The sequence below is a fragment of the Streptomyces tropicalis genome (genome assembly GCF_029269835.1).
In the GTDB taxonomy this organism is placed as follows: domain Bacteria; phylum Actinomycetota; class Actinomycetes; order Streptomycetales; family Streptomycetaceae; genus Streptomyces; species Streptomyces tropicalis.
The window spans coordinates 549,846-564,954 of the sequence record NZ_JARJBB010000002.1 but is presented as its reverse complement, the minus strand read 5'-3'; the positions used below and the strand labels follow the sequence as shown (position 1 = coordinate 564,954).

The following is a 15,109-nucleotide window of genomic DNA, read 5'->3' as shown; positions in this document are numbered from 1 at the left end:
GGAGGTCCTGATGCCCGAGAACTCTGCGTCCCTCTCCACCGAGTCCACCGCCTTCCGCGCCGCCCTCGACGTCATCCGCGGCGTCGAACCGCGCGTGGCCGACGCCATCGGCCAGGAGGTCGCCGACCAGCGTGAGATGCTCAAGCTGATCGCCTCGGAGAACTACGCCTCCCCGGCCACCCTGCTGGCCATGGGCAACTGGTTCAGCGACAAGTACGCCGAGGGCACCGTCGGCCGCCGCTTCTACGCCGGCTGCCGCAACGTCGACACGATCGAGGCCCTCGCCGCGGAGCACGCCCGCGAGCTCTTCGGCGCCCGCCACGCCTACGTCCAGCCGCACTCCGGCATCGACGCCAACCTCGTCGCCTTCTGGGCCGTCCTCGCCGACCGCGTCGAGGTCCCCTTCCTGGAGAGGGCGGGCGCCCGCCAGGTCAACGACCTGTCCGAGGCCGACTGGGCCGAGCTGCGCCAGGCCTTCGGCAACCAGCGCATGCTCGGCATGTCCCTCGACGCGGGCGGCCACCTCACCCACGGCTTCCGCCCGAACATCTCCGGCAAGATGTTCGACCAGCGTTCCTACGGCACCGACCCGGCCACCGGTCTGATCGACTACGAGGCGCTGCGCGCCCAGGCCCGCGCGTTCAAGCCGCTGATCATCGTCGCGGGCTACTCGGCGTACCCCCGGCTGGTGAACTTCCGGATCATGCGCGAGATCGCCGACGAGGTCGGCGCGACCCTCATGGTCGACATGGCCCACTTCGCCGGCCTGGTCGCAGGCAAGGTCCTCACCGGCGACTTCGACCCGGTCCCGCACGCCCAGATCGTCACCACCACCACGCACAAGTCGCTCCGCGGCCCGCGCGGCGGCATGGTCCTGTGCGACGACTCCCTCAAGGACCAGGTCGACCGCGGCTGCCCGATGGTCCTCGGCGGCCCGCTCCCGCACGTCATGGCCGCCAAGGCCGTCGCCCTGGCCGAGGCCCGCCAGGACTCCTTCCGCGACTACGCGCAGCGGATCGTCGACAACTCCCGGGCGCTCGCCGAGGGCCTCGTCCGCCGCGGCGCCACCCTGGTCACCGGCGGCACGGACAACCACCTGAACCTGATCGACGTGACCTCCTCCTACGGCCTCACCGGCCGCCAGGCCGAGGCGGCCCTGCTGGAGTCGGGCATCGTCACCAACCGCAACGCCATCCCGGCCGACCCCAACGGCGCCTGGTACACCTCCGGCATCCGCATCGGCACGCCCGCGCTCACCACCCGCGGCCTGGGCGCCGCCGAGATGGACGAGGTGGCCGGCCTCATCGACCGCGTCCTCACCGCCACCGAGCCCGGCACCACCGCCAAGGGCGCCCCCTCCAAGGCCCAGCACGTCCTCGACGCGAAGGTCGCCGACGAGATCTCGCACCGGGCCACCGACCTCGTGGCGGGCTTCCCGCTCTACCCGGAGATCGACCTGGGCTGATCCCGGCCCGCCCGAGCGCGGCGGTCCGGCCCCGGCCGGGGCGCCGCGCTCCGTCACACCTCTGCAGCAGCCCCGGGGCGCACCCGTTGCGCACCAGTTCCGGACCGGGCCCGCGGACCTGAGAGAATGATGAACATGGCCTCAGACCGTCCGTCCGTCTCCCCGCAGCGTCCCGGGGGCACCGGCTCCGCCCCGCAGTCCCGTGCGCGCGTCCTCTCCGGCATCCAGCCCACCGCAGGCTCCTTCCACCTCGGCAACTACCTCGGTGCCGTCCGCCAGTGGGTGGCCCTGCAGGAGACGCACGACGCGTTCTACATGGTGGTCGACCTGCACGCGATCACGGTCCCGCAGGACCCGAAGGAGCTGCGCGCGAACACGCGGCTGGCCGCCGCGCAGCTGCTGGCCGCCGGTCTCGACCCGGAGCGCTGCACGCTCTTCGTCCAGAGCCACGTGCCCGAGCACGCCCAGCTGGCCTGGGTCATGAACTGCCTGACCGGCTTCGGCGAGGCGTCCCGCATGACCCAGTTCAAGGACAAGTCCGCGAAGCAGGGCGCCGACCGGGCGTCCGTCGGCCTGTTCACGTACCCGATCCTCCAGGTCGCCGACATCCTGCTGTACCAGGCCCACGAGGTCCCGGTCGGCGAGGACCAGCGCCAGCACATCGAGCTGACCCGCGACCTCGCCGAGCGCTTCAACGGCCGTTTCGGCGCGACCTTCACGGTCCCGAAGCCGTACATCCTCAAGGAGACGGCGAAGATCTACGACCTGCAGGACCCGGCGATCAAGATGAGCAAGTCGGCGTCCACGCCGAAGGGCCTCATCAACCTGCTGGACGAGCCCAAGGCCACGGCGAAGAAGGTCCGCAGCGCGGTCACCGACACCGACACCGTCATCCGCTTCGACCCGGAGACCAAGCCCGGCGTCAGCAACCTCCTCACCGTCTACTCGACGCTGACCGGCGAGGGCGTCGCCGAGCTGGAGGAGAAGTACGCCGGCCAGGGCTACGGCGCGCTCAAGACGGATCTCGCGGAGGTCATGGTCGAGTTCGTGACGCCGTTCCGGGAGCGCACCCAGCAGTACCTGGACGACCCCGAGACCCTCGACTCGATCCTGGCCAAGGGCGCGGAGAAGGCACGCTCGGTCGCCGCGGAGACCCTCGCCCGGGCGTACGACCGGGTCGGCTTCCTGCCCGCCAAGCACTGAGGCGCACCACCGCACACATGTCCCCGTGGGCGGAGCGCTGCACATCACTGCGGCTGCGCCTGCCCACGGGCCCGCCGTGGCCTTACAGTCGATAGCCGGACGGCAGCGACGAATCGCCCGAGAACCAAACGGACACGACGACAGGAGACGACGTGGGGACCGTAACGATCGGCGTGTCGATCGCGGTCCCGGAGCCCCACGGCAGCCTGCTCCAGGAGCGGCGCGCGGGCTTCGGCGACGCCGCGGCTCACGGCATCCCCACGCACGTCACGCTGCTGCCCCCGACCGAGGTGGAGGCCGGGCGGCTGCCCGCCGTCGAGGCCCATCTGACGGAGGTGGCCGCGGCCGGGCGCCCCTTCACGATGCGGCTGTCCGGCACCGGCACCTTCCGGCCGGTGTCGCCGGTGGTGTTCGTGCGCGTCGCCGAGGGCGCCGAGGTGTGCACGTGGCTGCAGCAGCGGGTGCGGGAGGCGTCCGGCCCGGTGGCGCGGGACCTGCTGTTCCCCTACCACCCGCACGTCACGGTGGCGCACGGCATCGACGAGGCCGCGATGGACCGCGCCTTCGCCGAGCTCGCCGACTACGAGGCCTCCTGGCCGTGCTCCGGCTTCGCCCTCTACGAGCAGGGGCCCGACGGCGTGTGGCGGCGGCTGCGGGACTTCCCCTTCGGCGGCTGCACGGTGGTCCCCCCGCAGGCCGCCCCCGTCGACCACGGCACCCTGCCCGCCTTCTAGGGCGTCCCCTCCGGCTACAGCGGCAGCCGGCGGAACAGCGGCCGGGGCAGATGGCGCAGGGCCGACATCACCAGCCGCAGCGTCCCCGGCACCCACACCGTCTCCGAGCGCCGCCGCAGACCCAGTTCGACCGCCGTGGCCACCTCCTCCGGGGTGGTCGCGAAGGGAGCGTCCAGACCGGCCGTCCGCCGCGTCCGCACGAACCCGGGCCGCACGACCATGACATGGGCGCCGGTGCCGTGCAGCGCGTCGCCCAGCCCCTGCGCGAAGGCGTCCAGCCCGGCCTTGCTGGAGCCGTAGAGGAAGTCGGAGCGGCGGGCCCGCTCGCCGGCCACCGACGAGAGCACCACCAGCGAGCCGTGGCCCTGCCCCTGGAGCGCCGCGGCGCACACCAGGCCCGCGGACACCGCCCCGGCGTAGTTGGTCCGGACGACGCGCACCGCGCTCGACGGGTCCCGCTCGTCGTACGCCTGGTGGCCGGTGATCCCGAACGCCAGCAGCACCATGTCGACGGTGCCCTCGGCGAAGACCTTGCCGAGCGCCGCCTCGTGGGACTCAGGGTCCAGTGCGTCGAAGGCGACGGTGTGCACCTCGGCGCCGAGCCGGCGCAGATGCGCGGCGGCCTCCTCCAGGGCGGACGAGGGGCGCCCGGCGAGCCACACCGTGCGGGTGCGGCGCGCGATCAGGCGGCGTGCGGTGGCCAGCGCGATCTCGGACGTGCCGCCGAGCACCAGCAGGGACCGGGGGAGACGGGAGGAATCCATCACAACCGGTGACTGTATCGCCCGGTTATGGGGGTTTTGATTGAGAAACGCGGTGTTCACGCGAACGCTGAGCGGGCACAGTCCGACCATGGACTGGCTGAAGAACCTCCCCGTCATCGGGCCCCTGGTGGCGCGCCTGACGCTCACGCACGCCTGGCGGTCGTTCGAGCGCCTGGACCACGTGAAGTGGACCCGGCTGGCGGCCGCGATGACGTTCATCAGCTTCGTCGCACTCTTCCCGCTGCTGACCCTGCTGGCCGCGATCGGCGCCGCCACCCTCAGCACCGGTCAGCAGCACGAGCTCCAGGCCAAGATCGCCGAGCAGATCCCCGGCATCGCCGACCAGCTCGACATCGGCGCCCTGGTCCAGAACGCCGGCACGGTCGGCCTCATCGCCGGCGCCTTCCTGCTGCTCACCGGCATCGGCTGGGTCGGCCAGACCCGGGACTGCCTGCGCGCGGTGTGGGAGCTGCCGGACCGCGAGGAGAACCCGCTGCTCACGAAGGTGAAGGACGCCGGCGTGCTGGTCGGCCTCGGCGGCGCCGTGCTGCTCACCCTCGCCGTCTCCACCATCGCCTCCGCGGCCGTCGGCTGGTCCTCCCGGGAGCTCGGCCTGGACGAGCAGGGCTGGGGCAGCCTGCTGCTGCGGATCGCCGCCTTCGCGGTCGCCGTCCTCGCTGACTTCCTGATGCTGCTCTACGTGCTCACCCTGCTGCCCGGCGTGGAGCCGCCCCGCCGCCGCCTGGTCGTCGCGGCGCTGCTCGGGGCGGTCGGCTTCGAACTGCTCAAGCTGCTGCTGAGCGGCTACATCCAGGGCGTGGCGGCGAAGAGCATGTACGGCGCCTTCGGCGTGCCCGTGGCGCTGCTGCTGTGGATCAACTTCACCGCCAAGCTGGTGCTCTACTGCGCCGCCTGGACGGCGACGGACAGCGGGCACGAGGAGGGCGCCGGGCTCACGGACGGGTCCGGCGCCGCATCAGGTCCGGCAGCGGCCAGCGGCGGTTGACCAGGAAGGCCGCCGCGGCGAGCAGTGCCGCCGCGCCGCCGGCGATCGCCAGAGCGGTGCCGGCACCGCCGGAGCCGGACGCCGCGGCTGCCCCCGCCGCGGGCCGGTCCGAGCCGCCGTCCGCCCTGCCGCCCGGCTGCGTGCCGGTGCGCGCGGCGTTCTGCGGCGGCACCAGCGCGCCCACCGGCTGCACCTTGCCGGCGGCCTGGAAGCCCCAGTCGAAGAGCTTCGCGCTCTCCTTGTAGACCTCGTTGTGCTCCTTCTTCTCCGGGTTCATCACCGTCACGAGCAGCACCCGGCCGCCGCGTTCGGCGACACCGGTGAAGGTGGCGCCCGCGTTGGTGGTGTTGCCGTTCTTCACCCCCGCGATGCCCTGGTAGACCGGGATGTCGAAGTCGCCGGACAGCAGGCGGTTGGTGTTCTGGATCTCGAAGGTCCCGCGGGCCGGCTTGCCCTTCTGGCCCTTCCTGGGGGCCTCGGTCGCGCCCGGGAAGGCGGCCCGCACGGTCGAGCAGTACTCCCGGAAGTCCTTCTTCTGCAGCCCGGAGCGGGCGAACAGCGTCAGGTCGTAGGCCGAGGACACCTGGCGGTCCGCGTCGTAGCCGTCCGGGGTGACCACGTGCGTGTCGAGCGCCTGGAGCTGCTGGGCGTGGGCGTTCATGTCGCGCACGGTCTGCCCGACGCCGCCGTTCATCGAGGACAGCACGTGCACGGCGTCGTTGCCGGAGCGCAGGAAGACGCCGAGCCACAGGTCGTGGACGGTGTAGGTCTCGTTCTCCTTTATCCCGACCAGGCTGGAGCCGGCCCCCATGCCGGCCAGGTCGCCGGCGTCCACCTTGTGCGTCTGCGTGCTCGGGAACTTCGGCAGCACGGTGTCGGCGAACAGCATCTTCAGAGTGCTGGCCGGGGGCAGCTGCCAGTGCGCGTCGTGCGCGGCGAGCACGTCGCCGGACTCGGCGTCGGCCACGATCCAGGAGCGGGCGGTGAGGTCCTTGGGCAGCACGGGCGCACCGCCGGCGAGCGTGACCTGGGTGCCCGCCCGGGCCAGCCGGGCGCCGCCGACGGCCGACATCCGCGCCGGGGGAGTGGCCGACGGGCTCGCCGTCGGGCCCGGTGCCGCCAGGGCGGCGGGCATGGCCGACGAAAGGGACAACACCGTGGCGGAAGCGATCAGCAGAGAACGGCGGGTGATCTTCAAAGGAGCGGACACGGTCGAGAACGTACCGGTCCGGAGCACCGAAGTCCCGCCACCCGCCCCACCCCGGCCGCCGGGCCGGACACCCGGCCGCGATACTGAACCCATGAAGCTCAGCCGCCCGGTCTCCTGGTTCCTGCTCGCCTTCGGGGTGTGGAGCTGGGTCATCTGGATCACTTTCGTCAAGAATCTCGTCAAGGACAGCAGCGGGCTCGCGTTCGACCACGGTCACCCGACGGCCTACTTCTGGGTGCATCTGGCCCTCGCCGTCGTCTCCTTCGTATGGGGGACGGTCATCGGGGTCATCGGGTTGCGCGGACTGCGGGCACTGCGCCGGACGTCATAGCGTTCCGGACAGACCGGCCGGGACCGACGGAGGGAACGCGGCGTCATGGTGATCGTCTTCGTACTCGTGGCGCTGCTCGTCCTGGGTGTCCTGGCAGCGGCCAACCGGTACCTGTGGCAGCGCCTGTTCCGCGACACCACCCGCGGTCCGGGCCCGGTCCGGCGTGCGGGCGCCGCGGTCGTCGCCGGGGGCTGGGTGCTCGCGGTCGCGGCCCTCGTCGCCGAGCGCGCCGGGGCGCCCTTCGCGCTGCAGCGCGCGCTGGCCTGGCCGGGTTTCCTCTGGCTCGCCCTGTCGATCTACCTGCTGCTCGCCGTCCTCGCCGGTGAGGCCGTCCGGCCGCTGCTGCACCGCCTCGCCGGGCGACGCGCCCACCGCAGTCGACCGGATCCCACCCCCCGTCCGACGGCCCGGCCGCACCCGGCCGCGGTACCGGGCCACCCGTCCGGCACCGCCGGCCCGGCACACGCGCCGGACCGTCCGGCGCTGACGGCGCCCGCCGGGCCGCCCGGGAGGCGGGACCTCCCGGAGGCCGCAGCCGCGACGGCCGGGAGCACCGGGGCAGCCGGGGCCGCCGAGGCCTCGGGGGACGCTCGGGCGGCCGGGGCGGGCCCGGAGGCCGGGCCGGTGGCGGTACCGGCGGCCGCCGCACCCTCCCGGCGTCTGTTCGTCTCCCGGGCCGTCGCCGGCACCGCCGCGGCCGTCGCCGTCGGCACGGTCGGCTACGGCACCTACGGCGTGCTCCGCGGCCCCCGGGTGAAGCGGATCACCGTGCCGCTCGCCAGACTCCCGCGCGCCGCGCACGGCTTCCGCATCACCGTCGTCAGCGACATCCACCTCGGCCCGATCCTGGGCCGCGACTTCGCCCAGCGGGTCGTCGACACCGTCAACGCGACCTCGCCCGACCTCATCGCCGTGGTCGGCGACCTCGTGGACGGCAGCGTCAAGGACCTCGGCCCGGCCGCCGCCCCGCTGGCGCAGCTGCGGGCCCGGCACGGCGCCTACTTCGTCACCGGCAACCACGAGTACTTCTCCGGCGCCGAGCAGTGGGTCGAGCAGGTGCGGCGGCTCGGCCTCCACCCGCTGCAGAACGCGCGCACCGAGATGCCGTTCTTCGACCTGGCGGGGGTCAACGACCTCCAGGGTGCGAGCGAGGGGCAGGGACCCGACTTCGCCCGCGCCCTCGACGGCCGCGACACGGCCCGCGCCTGCGTGCTCCTCGCCCACCAGCCCGTGCAGATCCACGAGTCGGTCCGGCACGGCGTGGACCTCCAGCTCTCCGGCCACACCCACGGCGGGCAGCTGTGGCCCGGAAACCTCCTCGCCGCGGCCGCCAACCCGACCGTCGCGGGCCTGGAGCGCTACGGCGACACCCAGCTCTACGTCACGCGCGGTGCCGGAGCCTGGGGACCGCCGACGCGGGTGGGCGCGCCGTCCGACGTGACCGTGGTCCAACTCGCCTCGCTGCAGGCCTGATTGACGGATCCCACGGCCGCCGCGGGCCCGCCCGCGGCGGCCGGAAACCCGACACGACACGAATTAGAAACGTTTCTCCTCAACTTCTTCTCCTTCTCTCCCGAAGTCTCTTCCCCCGCAGGAAAGTCCTGTGGTTAGGTGTGCGCGCCACTAGGGGAGTGGCGTGTGCGCAGGGGGCCCGTGACGGGTCCGGGGAGGGCACCGATGCGATCGGTTCGCTTGCGCATTCTCATGACGCTGCTCGTGGTGGCGGTCGTGGGAGTGGGCGGCTGGCAGATTCTGCCGGCGCAGGGGAACGGCAACAGAACCATCACCGTGGGGACGACGGACGCCGTCACGTCGCTCGACCCGGCCGGGGCGTACGACGCAGGATCCTGGGCCCTGTTCAGCAACGTGTTCCAGTCGCTGCTGACCTTCGAGCCGGGCGGCCCGTCGCCGGTGCCGGACGCGGCGCGCGCCTGCGCCTACGTGGGATCCGGGCTGCGCACCTACCGCTGCGAACTGCGCCCGGGTCTCACCTTCCCGAGCGGCCGTGCGATGACCGCGGAGGACGTGAAGTACTCCTTCGACCGGGTCAAGCGGATCGACTCCTCCGTCGGCCCGGCGTCCCTGCTCTCCACCCTCGGCTCGGTGGACGCCGGCGGTTCGGCCGTCACGTTCCACCTCTCCTCCCCGGACGCCACGTTCCCGTTCAAGCTGGCGACCGGGGCCGGTTCCATCGTGGACCGCACCCGCTACCCGGAGGACGCCCTGCGCACCGGCGCGCAGGCCGACGGCACCGGGCCGTACCGGCTGAAGGCGTACACGAAGGACCGCGGCGCGACCCTCGCGCCGAACGGCTCCTACCGGGGCGCCGTCGGCGCTACCGGCCGGCCCGTCCAGCTGCGCTACTACCCGGACGCCGACGCCCTGCAGAGGGCCTGGCGGGACAAGCAGGTCGAGGTCGCCACCCGGACCCTGCCGCCGAAGGTCCTCTCCGGCCTCAACCCGAGCGACCCCGGCCGGCGGGTGTCGGAGTCCGACAGCGCCGAGACGCGCAGTCTGTTCCTCAACACGCGCGGGTCCTCGCCGCTGCACGACGTCCGCGTCCGCCGGGCGCTGGCCTGGCTGGTCAACCGCGAACAGCTGGCCGCCACCGTCTACGACGGGACCGTCGACCCGCTGTACTCGCTGATCCCGGCCGGCATCACCGGCCACACCACCTCGTTCTTCGACGCCTACCCGACGCAGGACGCCGCGCGGGCCCGGGCGCTGCTGGTCCGGGCGGGCGTGTCCCTCCCGGTCCACTTCACCTACGGCTACGGCAAGGGACGCGGCGCGGGCGCGGAGGAGGCCGCGGAGCTGAAGCACCAGATGGAGGCGGGCGGACTCTTCTCGGTGGACGTCAAGGGCTACGAGTGGACCGACTTCCAGAAGCGGTGGGCGGGCGGCCGGCTCGACGCGTACGCCGTCGGCTGGGTCGCCGACTACCCCGACCCGGACACCTTCGGCGCCCCCCTGGTCGGCACCGGCAGCACCATGAGCACCGGCTACAGCAGCCGCGCCGCCGACCGCCTCATCCGCGACAGCCGGCAGTACGCCGACCGCAGCCGTGTCTCCCCGGCCTTCCGCGACCTCCAGGCCGACGTGGCGAGCGACGTGCCGCTCATCCCGCTCTGGCAGCGCAAGGAGTACGTCGTCAGCACCGAGGACGTCGGCGGCGGCCAGTACCTGTCGGACGGCACGGGCGTCTTCCGCCTGTGGAAACTGGGCTGGATCTGAGGACGGCGGCCACGGTGACGCACCGCCCGTCCGCTGCCGATCCGGTCAGCCTCCCCTCACCTGACCCCCCTTGGGGACACCGTTCACGTCGAGGGCGATGCCGGCACCGACCGCAGAATCGCGTAGTCCTCGGCCCCGGTGGGGAGCCAGGGCCCGACACCTTCGGGTACCTCGGTCCACCCCCCAGGCCCGGTGTCCCGGTACGGGCGGTTCACCCGGAAGTGATCACACGCTGCGCCGCTTGACCGCGGCCGGGTCCGGGAGGGCGCGGGTCATTCCCGGGAGGAAGTCCGTGAACAGCTCGTGCACCTCGAGCACCAGCGGGCGCAGCACCCGGAAGCGGGCCAGGGCGACCCCGCGTGCGGTCAGCCGGGCGCCGCGCTCGGCCAGCCGGTAGCTGCGCTCGCGGCCCTCGGTCCGGTCGAAGATCCAGTACAGGACGAGCCCCATCTGTGCGAGCCACATCAGCTCGGGCAGCACCTCCCGCAGTTCCGCGGGCACCTTCGTGCGTGCCCCGTGCAGCACCTGCCGGTGGACGCCGACGGCCTCGTTGCGCGCGTGCTCGGACTCGGGGGAGAAGGGGCTGAGCGGGCTGTCCGGGTCGGCGGCGTTCTTGAAGAACTGCACGGCGAACTCGTGGTACGGGGTGGCGACGTCCAGCCACGCCCTCAGCACACCCGCGAGCCGCGCCTGGAGTTCGGTCTCCCGGGCCAGGACCTCCCGGACCGCTTCCCGGTGCTCGGCGGCGATCCGGTCGTAGAAGCCCTGGATCAGGTGTTCCTTGCCGTCGAAGTAGTAGTACGCGTTGCCGACGGAGACCCCGGCCTCCTTGGCGATCGCCCGCATCGTGGTCTTGTCGTAGCCGCGCTCCTGGAACAGCCGCATGGCCGTCTCCAGGATCAGCGCACGGGTCTGCTCGGACTTGCTCGGGGTCTCGCCCCCGCCGGGGCCTTCGTCTGTTGCGGGCACGGACAGAGCCTAGTCAGTGGCGCAGGCACCGCTGCCGCACCCCGGGGGCGTGAAGACCCACCCCTGGTCGGGGCGGTACGTCCAGCTGTCGGCCCCCGGGTAGGCGGCACCGCCCCACGCCCGGCCGCCGCGCGTGCCCCGCGGCCCGCCGCGCCACCTGGCGGCCGCGAGCACCGCGCCCCGGGCCAGCAGGGCGCCCGCCGGGGTGCTCAGCCGGTGGGCGAGCGGGCGGTGCTCGCGCAGCGCCCACAGGACGACGACCCAGGCGGCGGCGCCCCGGTAGACCTGCCCGGCGTCGCCGACGACCGTGACCTCGTCGAGGGTGGCGCGGTGGTTCAGGCCCGGCAGGCGCCGCCTGGCCTGCGCGGAGCCGGCGGGCACCAGCTCCAGCGGCACCAGCTGGGGCCGGCCCACCAGCCAGTCGCGCACGAAGGCGCACAGCGAGCACTCGGCGTCGTACAGGACGGTCAGCCCGCGGACCGGGACGCGCCGGGCGTCCCGGTCCGCGGCGGTCGCGGCGGTCATCGCGCTCACGCCCCGGCCGACGGGGCGATCCAGTCCTGCGCCGGGACCGGGGGCACCTGCTCGCGCTCCATGACCCCGCGCCGGCGGATGCGGTTGAGCACGTACACGTTGCCCAGGTGCATCACCCCGAGCACCAGCAGCACCACGCCGAGCTTGGTCGACAGGGCCTCGAAGACGCCGCGGGCGTCCTCGATGGTCTCGTCGCCGCTCAGGTAGAGCGCCACGAAGCCGAGATTGACGAGGTAGAAGCCCACCACCAGAAGGTGGTTGACGGCGTCGGCGAGCTGCTCGTTGCCGTGCAGCACGTCGGCCAGGAAGACCCGTCCGTTCCGGCTGAGCGTGCGGGCCACCCAGACGGTGAGCCCGATGCTGACGACCAGATAGATGACGTAGGCGATGACCGTACGGTCCATGTCCCCACCCCTCCAGGGTTCTTGAACGCGTTCAAAACGCTGTCGTGGATGACTGTAGACCTGTTTTTGAACACGTTCAAGACGAGAGGGGGCGAGGCTCCGGCGGCCCTCGTCTCAGGGGCGGCGCCCCAGCTCCGGACGCTTCCCGTAGTCGGTGAACCCGACGACGTTGCCCCACGGGTCCGCGAACTCGAGCGTCCAGCCGGTCGCCCCCGCCGACGGTCCCTCCAGCGGCCCGATCCCGGCCGTCTCCAACGCGCGGGCCGCCACCCGGGCGTCGGCCACCTCCAGCCACACCCGCACCGCGGGCCACGGCGGCGGACGGTGCCCGAACGCCTCCTCCGCGCACAGCAGGATCCCCGGCGTCTCGCCGCCGACCTTCAGCTGCGCGATCCCCGCCTCGTCCATCCGGAAGCCGACCGCGAACCCGGCCCGCCCGTAGAACGCCACGGCCTCGCCGAGATCGCCGACGGGCAGCAGGACGTGGTCGAACCCGAGCAGTTCGTACGACTCGTCATCTGACATGCGGTCAGATTAGGTACGGCCCGCCGCGCCCCGCCCCGGACCGGCGCGGGCCCTGCCGTACGGGTCACCCGCCCGGCCGAGGCCCGCGGCGCCCCGGCCGCACCACGGCGGGAGCGGTCCGCCGCCGGACGCCGGCGCACGCCGAAGGGCCCCGGCCCGCGGAGAGGTCCGCGGGCCGGGGCCCTGGAAGGCCGTGGGGCGGCCGGGGTCAGAAGCGGCGCGTGATCAGTGCGCGCTTGACCTCGGCGATCGCCTTCGTGACCTCGATGCCGCGCGGACAGGCGTCGGTGCAGTTGAAGGTGGTGCGGCAGCGCCAGACGCCGTCCTTGTCGTTCAGGATCTCCAGGCGCTGCTCACCGGCCTCGTCGCGCGAGTCGAAGATGAACCGGTGCGCGTTGACGATGGCCGCCGGGCCGAAGTACTGGCCGTCGTTCCAGAACACCGGGCACGACGAGGTGCAGGCCGCGCACAGGATGCACTTCGTCGTGTCGTCGAAGCGCTCCCGGTCCTCGGCCGACTGCAGACGCTCACGCGTCGGCTCGTTGGTCTCCTTGGTGATCAGGAACGGCATGACGTCCCGGTACGCCTGGAAGAACGGCTCCATGTCCACGACCAGGTCCTTCAGGACCGTGAGGCCCTTGATGGGCTCCACCGTGATCGGCTTCTCGGGGTTGATGTCCTTGATCAGCGTCTTGCAGGCCAGACGGTTCTTGCCGTTGATCCGCATGGCGTCCGAGCCGCAGATGCCGTGCGCGCACGACCGGCGGAACGTCAGGGTGCCGTCCAGCTCCCACTTGATCTTGTGGAGGCCGTCGAGGACGCGCTCCTTGGGGTCGATCTCCAGCTGGAAGTCTTCCCAGACCGCCTCCCCGGAGACCTCCGGGTTGAAGCGGCGCACGCGGAACGTGACGGTGATGTAGGGGGACGCGGCCTGGGCCTCCGCCTCGGCCTTGTCCAGAACGGGGGTTGCCATCAGTACTTACGCTCCATCGGCTGGTAGCGGGTCTGGACGACCGGCTTGTAGTCGAGACGGACGGTGTCGGACCCGTCGGCGCCGACCTCGCGGTACGCCATGGTGTGCCGCATGAAGTTGACGTCGTCGCGGTTCGGGAAGTCCTCGCGGTAGTGACCGCCGCGGGACTCCTTGCGGGCCAGGGCGGAGACCGCCATGACCTCGGCCAGGTCCAGCAGGTTGCCCAGCTCGATGGCCTCCAGCAGGTCCGTGTTGAACCGCTTGCCCTTGTCCTGGATCGCCACGTTCTTGTAGCGCTCCCGCAGCTCGGCGACCTTCTCGACGGCCGTCTTGATCGTCTGCTCGGTGCGGAACACCATGACGTTGGCGTCCATGGTGTCCTGCAGCTCCTTGCGGAGCGTCGCCACCCGCTCGGTGCCGGTGGAGGTCCGCAGTCGCTCGATCTGCTCGACCACGAGGGCCTCGGGGTTCTCCGGCAGCTCCACGAAGTCGGCCTTCGCGGAGTACTCGGCGGCCGCGATGCCGGCCCGCTTGCCGAACACGTTGATGTCCAGCAGGGAGTTCGTGCCCAGGCGGTTGGCGCCGTGCACGGAGACGCACGCGACCTCGCCGGCCGCGTACAGGCCCGGGACGACGGTGGTGTTGTCCGCCAGGACCTCACCCTCGACGTTGGTCGGGATGCCGCCCATGGCGTAGTGCGCGGTCGGCTGGATCGGGATCGGGTCCGTGTACGGCTCGATGCCGAGGTAGGTCCGGGCGAACTCGGTGATGTCGGGCAGCTTGGCGTCCAGCTGCTCCGGCGGCAGGTGGGTCAGGTCCAGGTAGACGTGGTCGCCCTCGGGACCGCAGCCGCGACCCTCGCGGATCTCCGTGTAGATGGAGCGGGAGACGACGTCACGGGACGCGAGGTCCTTCATGACCGGCGCGTACTTCTCCATGAAGCGCTCGCCGTCCTTGTTGCGGAGGATGCCGCCCTCGCCGCGCGCGCCCTCGGTCAGGAGGATGCCCATGCGCCAGATGCCGGTCGGGTGGAACTGGAAGAACTCCATGTCCTCCAGCGGCAGACCCCGGCGGTAGACGGCGGCCTGGCCGTCACCGGTCAGCGTGTGCGCGTTCGAGGTGACGCGGAAGAACTTGCCGCAGCCGCCGGACGCGTAGATCACGGACTTCGCCTGGAAGATGTGGATCTCGCCGGTCGCCAGCTCGTAGGCCACCACGCCGGCCGACTTCCTGACGCCGTCGACCTCGGTCATCAGCTGGTCCAGGACGTAGAACTCGTTGAAGAACTCCACGCCCTCCTTGACGCAGTTCTGGTACAGCGTCTGGAGGATCATGTGACCGGTGCGGTCGGCCGCGTAGCAGGAGCGGCGGACCGGGGCCTCGCCGTGGTTGCGGCTGTGACCGCCGAAGCGGCGCTGGTCGATGGTGCCGTTCGGGGTGCGGTTGAACGGCAGGCCCATCTTCTCCAGGTCGAGGACGGAGTCGATGGCCTCCTTCGCCAGGATCTCGGCGGCGTCCTGGTCGACCAGGTAGTCACCGCCCTTGACCGTGTCGAAGGTGTGCCACTCCCAGTTGTCCTCCTCCACGTTGGCCAGCGCGGCGGCCATGCCGCCCTGCGCGGCGCCCGTGTGGGAGCGGGTGGGGTAGAGCTTGGTCAGGACCGCGGTGCGGCTGCGCTTCGTCGACTCGATCGCGGCGCGCATACCGGCGCCGCCGGCGCCGACGATGACGGTGTCGTACTTGTGGATCTTCATCAG

At 72.2% G+C, this 15,109-nt stretch carries 15 protein-coding genes; 7 read left to right on the top strand and 8 right to left on the bottom strand.

Annotated elements, in window-relative coordinates; all coding sequences use genetic code 11:
• The first annotated feature begins 10 nt into the window (after positions 1 to 10).
• From P3H78_RS06535 to P3H78_RS06525, 3 genes are all read left to right on the top strand, one after another.
• Positions 11 to 1,465 (top strand): glycine hydroxymethyltransferase, encoded by a 1,455-nt coding sequence (locus tag P3H78_RS06535; protein ID WP_276107818.1) that lies wholly within the window; start codon positions 11 to 13, stop codon positions 1,463 to 1,465.
• A gap of 126 nt (positions 1,466 to 1,591) precedes the next feature.
• The gene (gene trpS / locus P3H78_RS06530; RefSeq protein ID WP_438827910.1) at positions 1,592 to 2,668 is read left to right on the top strand and encodes a tryptophan--tRNA ligase; all 1,077 of its coding nucleotides are present in this window, start codon (positions 1,592 to 1,594) and stop codon (positions 2,666 to 2,668) included.
• Between the two features lie 152 nt (positions 2,669 to 2,820).
• Positions 2,821 to 3,402 (top strand): 2'-5' RNA ligase family protein, encoded by a 582-nt coding sequence (locus tag P3H78_RS06525; RefSeq protein WP_276107816.1) that lies wholly within the window; start codon positions 2,821 to 2,823, stop codon positions 3,400 to 3,402.
• A 14-nt stretch (positions 3,403 to 3,416) separates the two neighbouring features.
• Here P3H78_RS06525 and dprE2 read toward each other — a convergent pair whose 3' ends face one another.
• The gene (gene dprE2, locus P3H78_RS06520) at positions 3,417 to 4,166 is read right to left on the bottom strand and encodes a decaprenylphospho-beta-D-erythro-pentofuranosid-2-ulose 2-reductase (protein ID WP_438827916.1); all 750 of its coding nucleotides are present in this window, start codon (positions 4,164 to 4,166) and stop codon (positions 3,417 to 3,419) included.
• Between the two features lie 88 nt (positions 4,167 to 4,254).
• On the opposite strand from dprE2, the gene P3H78_RS06515 reads away from it, so the two are divergent.
• Positions 4,255 to 5,172 carry a YihY/virulence factor BrkB family protein gene (locus tag P3H78_RS06515; protein WP_276107814.1) on the top strand — a complete coding sequence of 306 codons (918 nt, stop codon included), beginning with the start codon at positions 4,255 to 4,257 and terminating at the stop codon, positions 5,170 to 5,172.
• Here P3H78_RS06515 and P3H78_RS06510 read toward each other — a convergent pair.
• Positions 5,120 to 6,382, bottom strand: coding sequence for a D-alanyl-D-alanine carboxypeptidase family protein (locus P3H78_RS06510; protein WP_369015696.1), 1,263 nt, complete (start codon positions 6,380 to 6,382; stop codon positions 5,120 to 5,122). The genes P3H78_RS06515 and P3H78_RS06510 overlap by 53 nt on opposite strands.
• Before the next feature lie 91 nt (positions 6,383 to 6,473).
• Between P3H78_RS06510 and P3H78_RS06505 the strand changes: the two genes are divergently transcribed.
• The 3 genes from P3H78_RS06505 to P3H78_RS06495 all read left to right on the top strand — a co-directional run bounded on the left by P3H78_RS06505 (position 6,474) and on the right by P3H78_RS06495 (position 9,947).
• The gene (locus tag P3H78_RS06505) at positions 6,474 to 6,713 is read left to right on the top strand and encodes an SCO4848 family membrane protein (RefSeq protein WP_276107812.1); all 240 of its coding nucleotides are present in this window, start codon (positions 6,474 to 6,476) and stop codon (positions 6,711 to 6,713) included.
• Positions 6,714 to 6,758: 45 nt separating this feature from the next.
• Entirely contained in the window at positions 6,759 to 8,186 is a 1,428-nt protein-coding gene (locus P3H78_RS06500) for a metallophosphoesterase (protein ID WP_276107811.1), read from the top strand.
• A 204-nt stretch (positions 8,187 to 8,390) separates the two neighbouring features.
• Positions 8,391 to 9,947, top strand: coding sequence for an ABC transporter substrate-binding protein (locus P3H78_RS06495; protein WP_276107810.1), 1,557 nt, complete (start codon positions 8,391 to 8,393; stop codon positions 9,945 to 9,947).
• 225 nt (positions 9,948 to 10,172) lie between these two features.
• On the opposite strand, the gene P3H78_RS06490 is transcribed toward P3H78_RS06495, so the two are convergent.
• From P3H78_RS06490 to sdhA, 6 genes are all read right to left on the bottom strand, one after another.
• Complete coding sequence (locus P3H78_RS06490) at positions 10,173 to 10,916, bottom strand: TetR/AcrR family transcriptional regulator (RefSeq protein ID WP_276107809.1); 744 nt, start codon at positions 10,914 to 10,916, stop codon at positions 10,173 to 10,175.
• A gap of 9 nt (positions 10,917 to 10,925) precedes the next feature.
• Complete coding sequence (locus P3H78_RS06485; RefSeq protein WP_276107808.1) at positions 10,926 to 11,441, bottom strand: thiol-disulfide oxidoreductase DCC family protein; 516 nt, start codon at positions 11,439 to 11,441, stop codon at positions 10,926 to 10,928.
• A gap of 5 nt (positions 11,442 to 11,446) precedes the next feature.
• Positions 11,447 to 11,854 carry a hypothetical protein gene (locus P3H78_RS06480; RefSeq protein ID WP_276107807.1) on the bottom strand — a complete coding sequence of 136 codons (408 nt, stop codon included), beginning with the start codon at positions 11,852 to 11,854 and terminating at the stop codon, positions 11,447 to 11,449.
• Between the two features lie 114 nt (positions 11,855 to 11,968).
• The gene (locus P3H78_RS06475; RefSeq protein ID WP_276107806.1) at positions 11,969 to 12,379 is read right to left on the bottom strand and encodes a VOC family protein; all 411 of its coding nucleotides are present in this window, start codon (positions 12,377 to 12,379) and stop codon (positions 11,969 to 11,971) included.
• 208 nt (positions 12,380 to 12,587) lie between these two features.
• Positions 12,588 to 13,352: a succinate dehydrogenase iron-sulfur subunit gene (locus tag P3H78_RS06470; RefSeq protein ID WP_276107805.1), complete on the bottom strand. Its 765-nt coding sequence runs from the start codon at positions 13,350 to 13,352 to the stop codon at positions 12,588 to 12,590.
• Positions 13,352 to 15,106 (bottom strand): succinate dehydrogenase flavoprotein subunit, encoded by a 1,755-nt coding sequence (gene sdhA / locus P3H78_RS06465; RefSeq protein ID WP_276107804.1) that lies wholly within the window; start codon positions 15,104 to 15,106, stop codon positions 13,352 to 13,354. The genes P3H78_RS06470 and sdhA overlap by 1 nt, the downstream gene beginning before the upstream one ends.
• Between the last annotated feature and the right edge of the window lie 3 nt (positions 15,107 to 15,109).

Coding starts and splice junctions, on each gene's coding strand:
- P3H78_RS06535 (WP_276107818.1), top strand. CDS start 11: ATGCCCGAGAACTCTGCGTCCCTCTCCACCGAGTCCACCGCCTTCCGC.
- trpS (WP_438827910.1), top strand. CDS start 1,592: ATGATGAACATGGCCTCAGACCGTCCGTCCGTCTCCCCGCAGCGTCCC.
- dprE2 (WP_438827916.1), bottom strand. CDS start 4,166: ATGGATTCCTCCCGTCTCCCCCGGTCCCTGCTGGTGCTCGGCGGCACG.
- P3H78_RS06515 (WP_276107814.1), top strand. CDS start 4,255: ATGGACTGGCTGAAGAACCTCCCCGTCATCGGGCCCCTGGTGGCGCGC.
- P3H78_RS06505 (WP_276107812.1), top strand. CDS start 6,474: ATGAAGCTCAGCCGCCCGGTCTCCTGGTTCCTGCTCGCCTTCGGGGTG.
- P3H78_RS06500 (WP_276107811.1), top strand. CDS start 6,759: ATGGTGATCGTCTTCGTACTCGTGGCGCTGCTCGTCCTGGGTGTCCTG.
- P3H78_RS06495 (WP_276107810.1), top strand. CDS start 8,391: ATGCGATCGGTTCGCTTGCGCATTCTCATGACGCTGCTCGTGGTGGCG.
- P3H78_RS06485 (WP_276107808.1), bottom strand. CDS start 11,441: ATGACCGCCGCGACCGCCGCGGACCGGGACGCCCGGCGCGTCCCGGTC.
- P3H78_RS06480 (WP_276107807.1), bottom strand. CDS start 11,854: ATGGACCGTACGGTCATCGCCTACGTCATCTATCTGGTCGTCAGCATC.
- P3H78_RS06475 (WP_276107806.1), bottom strand. CDS start 12,379: ATGTCAGATGACGAGTCGTACGAACTGCTCGGGTTCGACCACGTCCTG.
- P3H78_RS06470 (WP_276107805.1), bottom strand. CDS start 13,352: ATGGCAACCCCCGTTCTGGACAAGGCCGAGGCGGAGGCCCAGGCCGCG.
- sdhA (WP_276107804.1), bottom strand. CDS start 15,106: ATGAAGATCCACAAGTACGACACCGTCATCGTCGGCGCCGGCGGCGCC.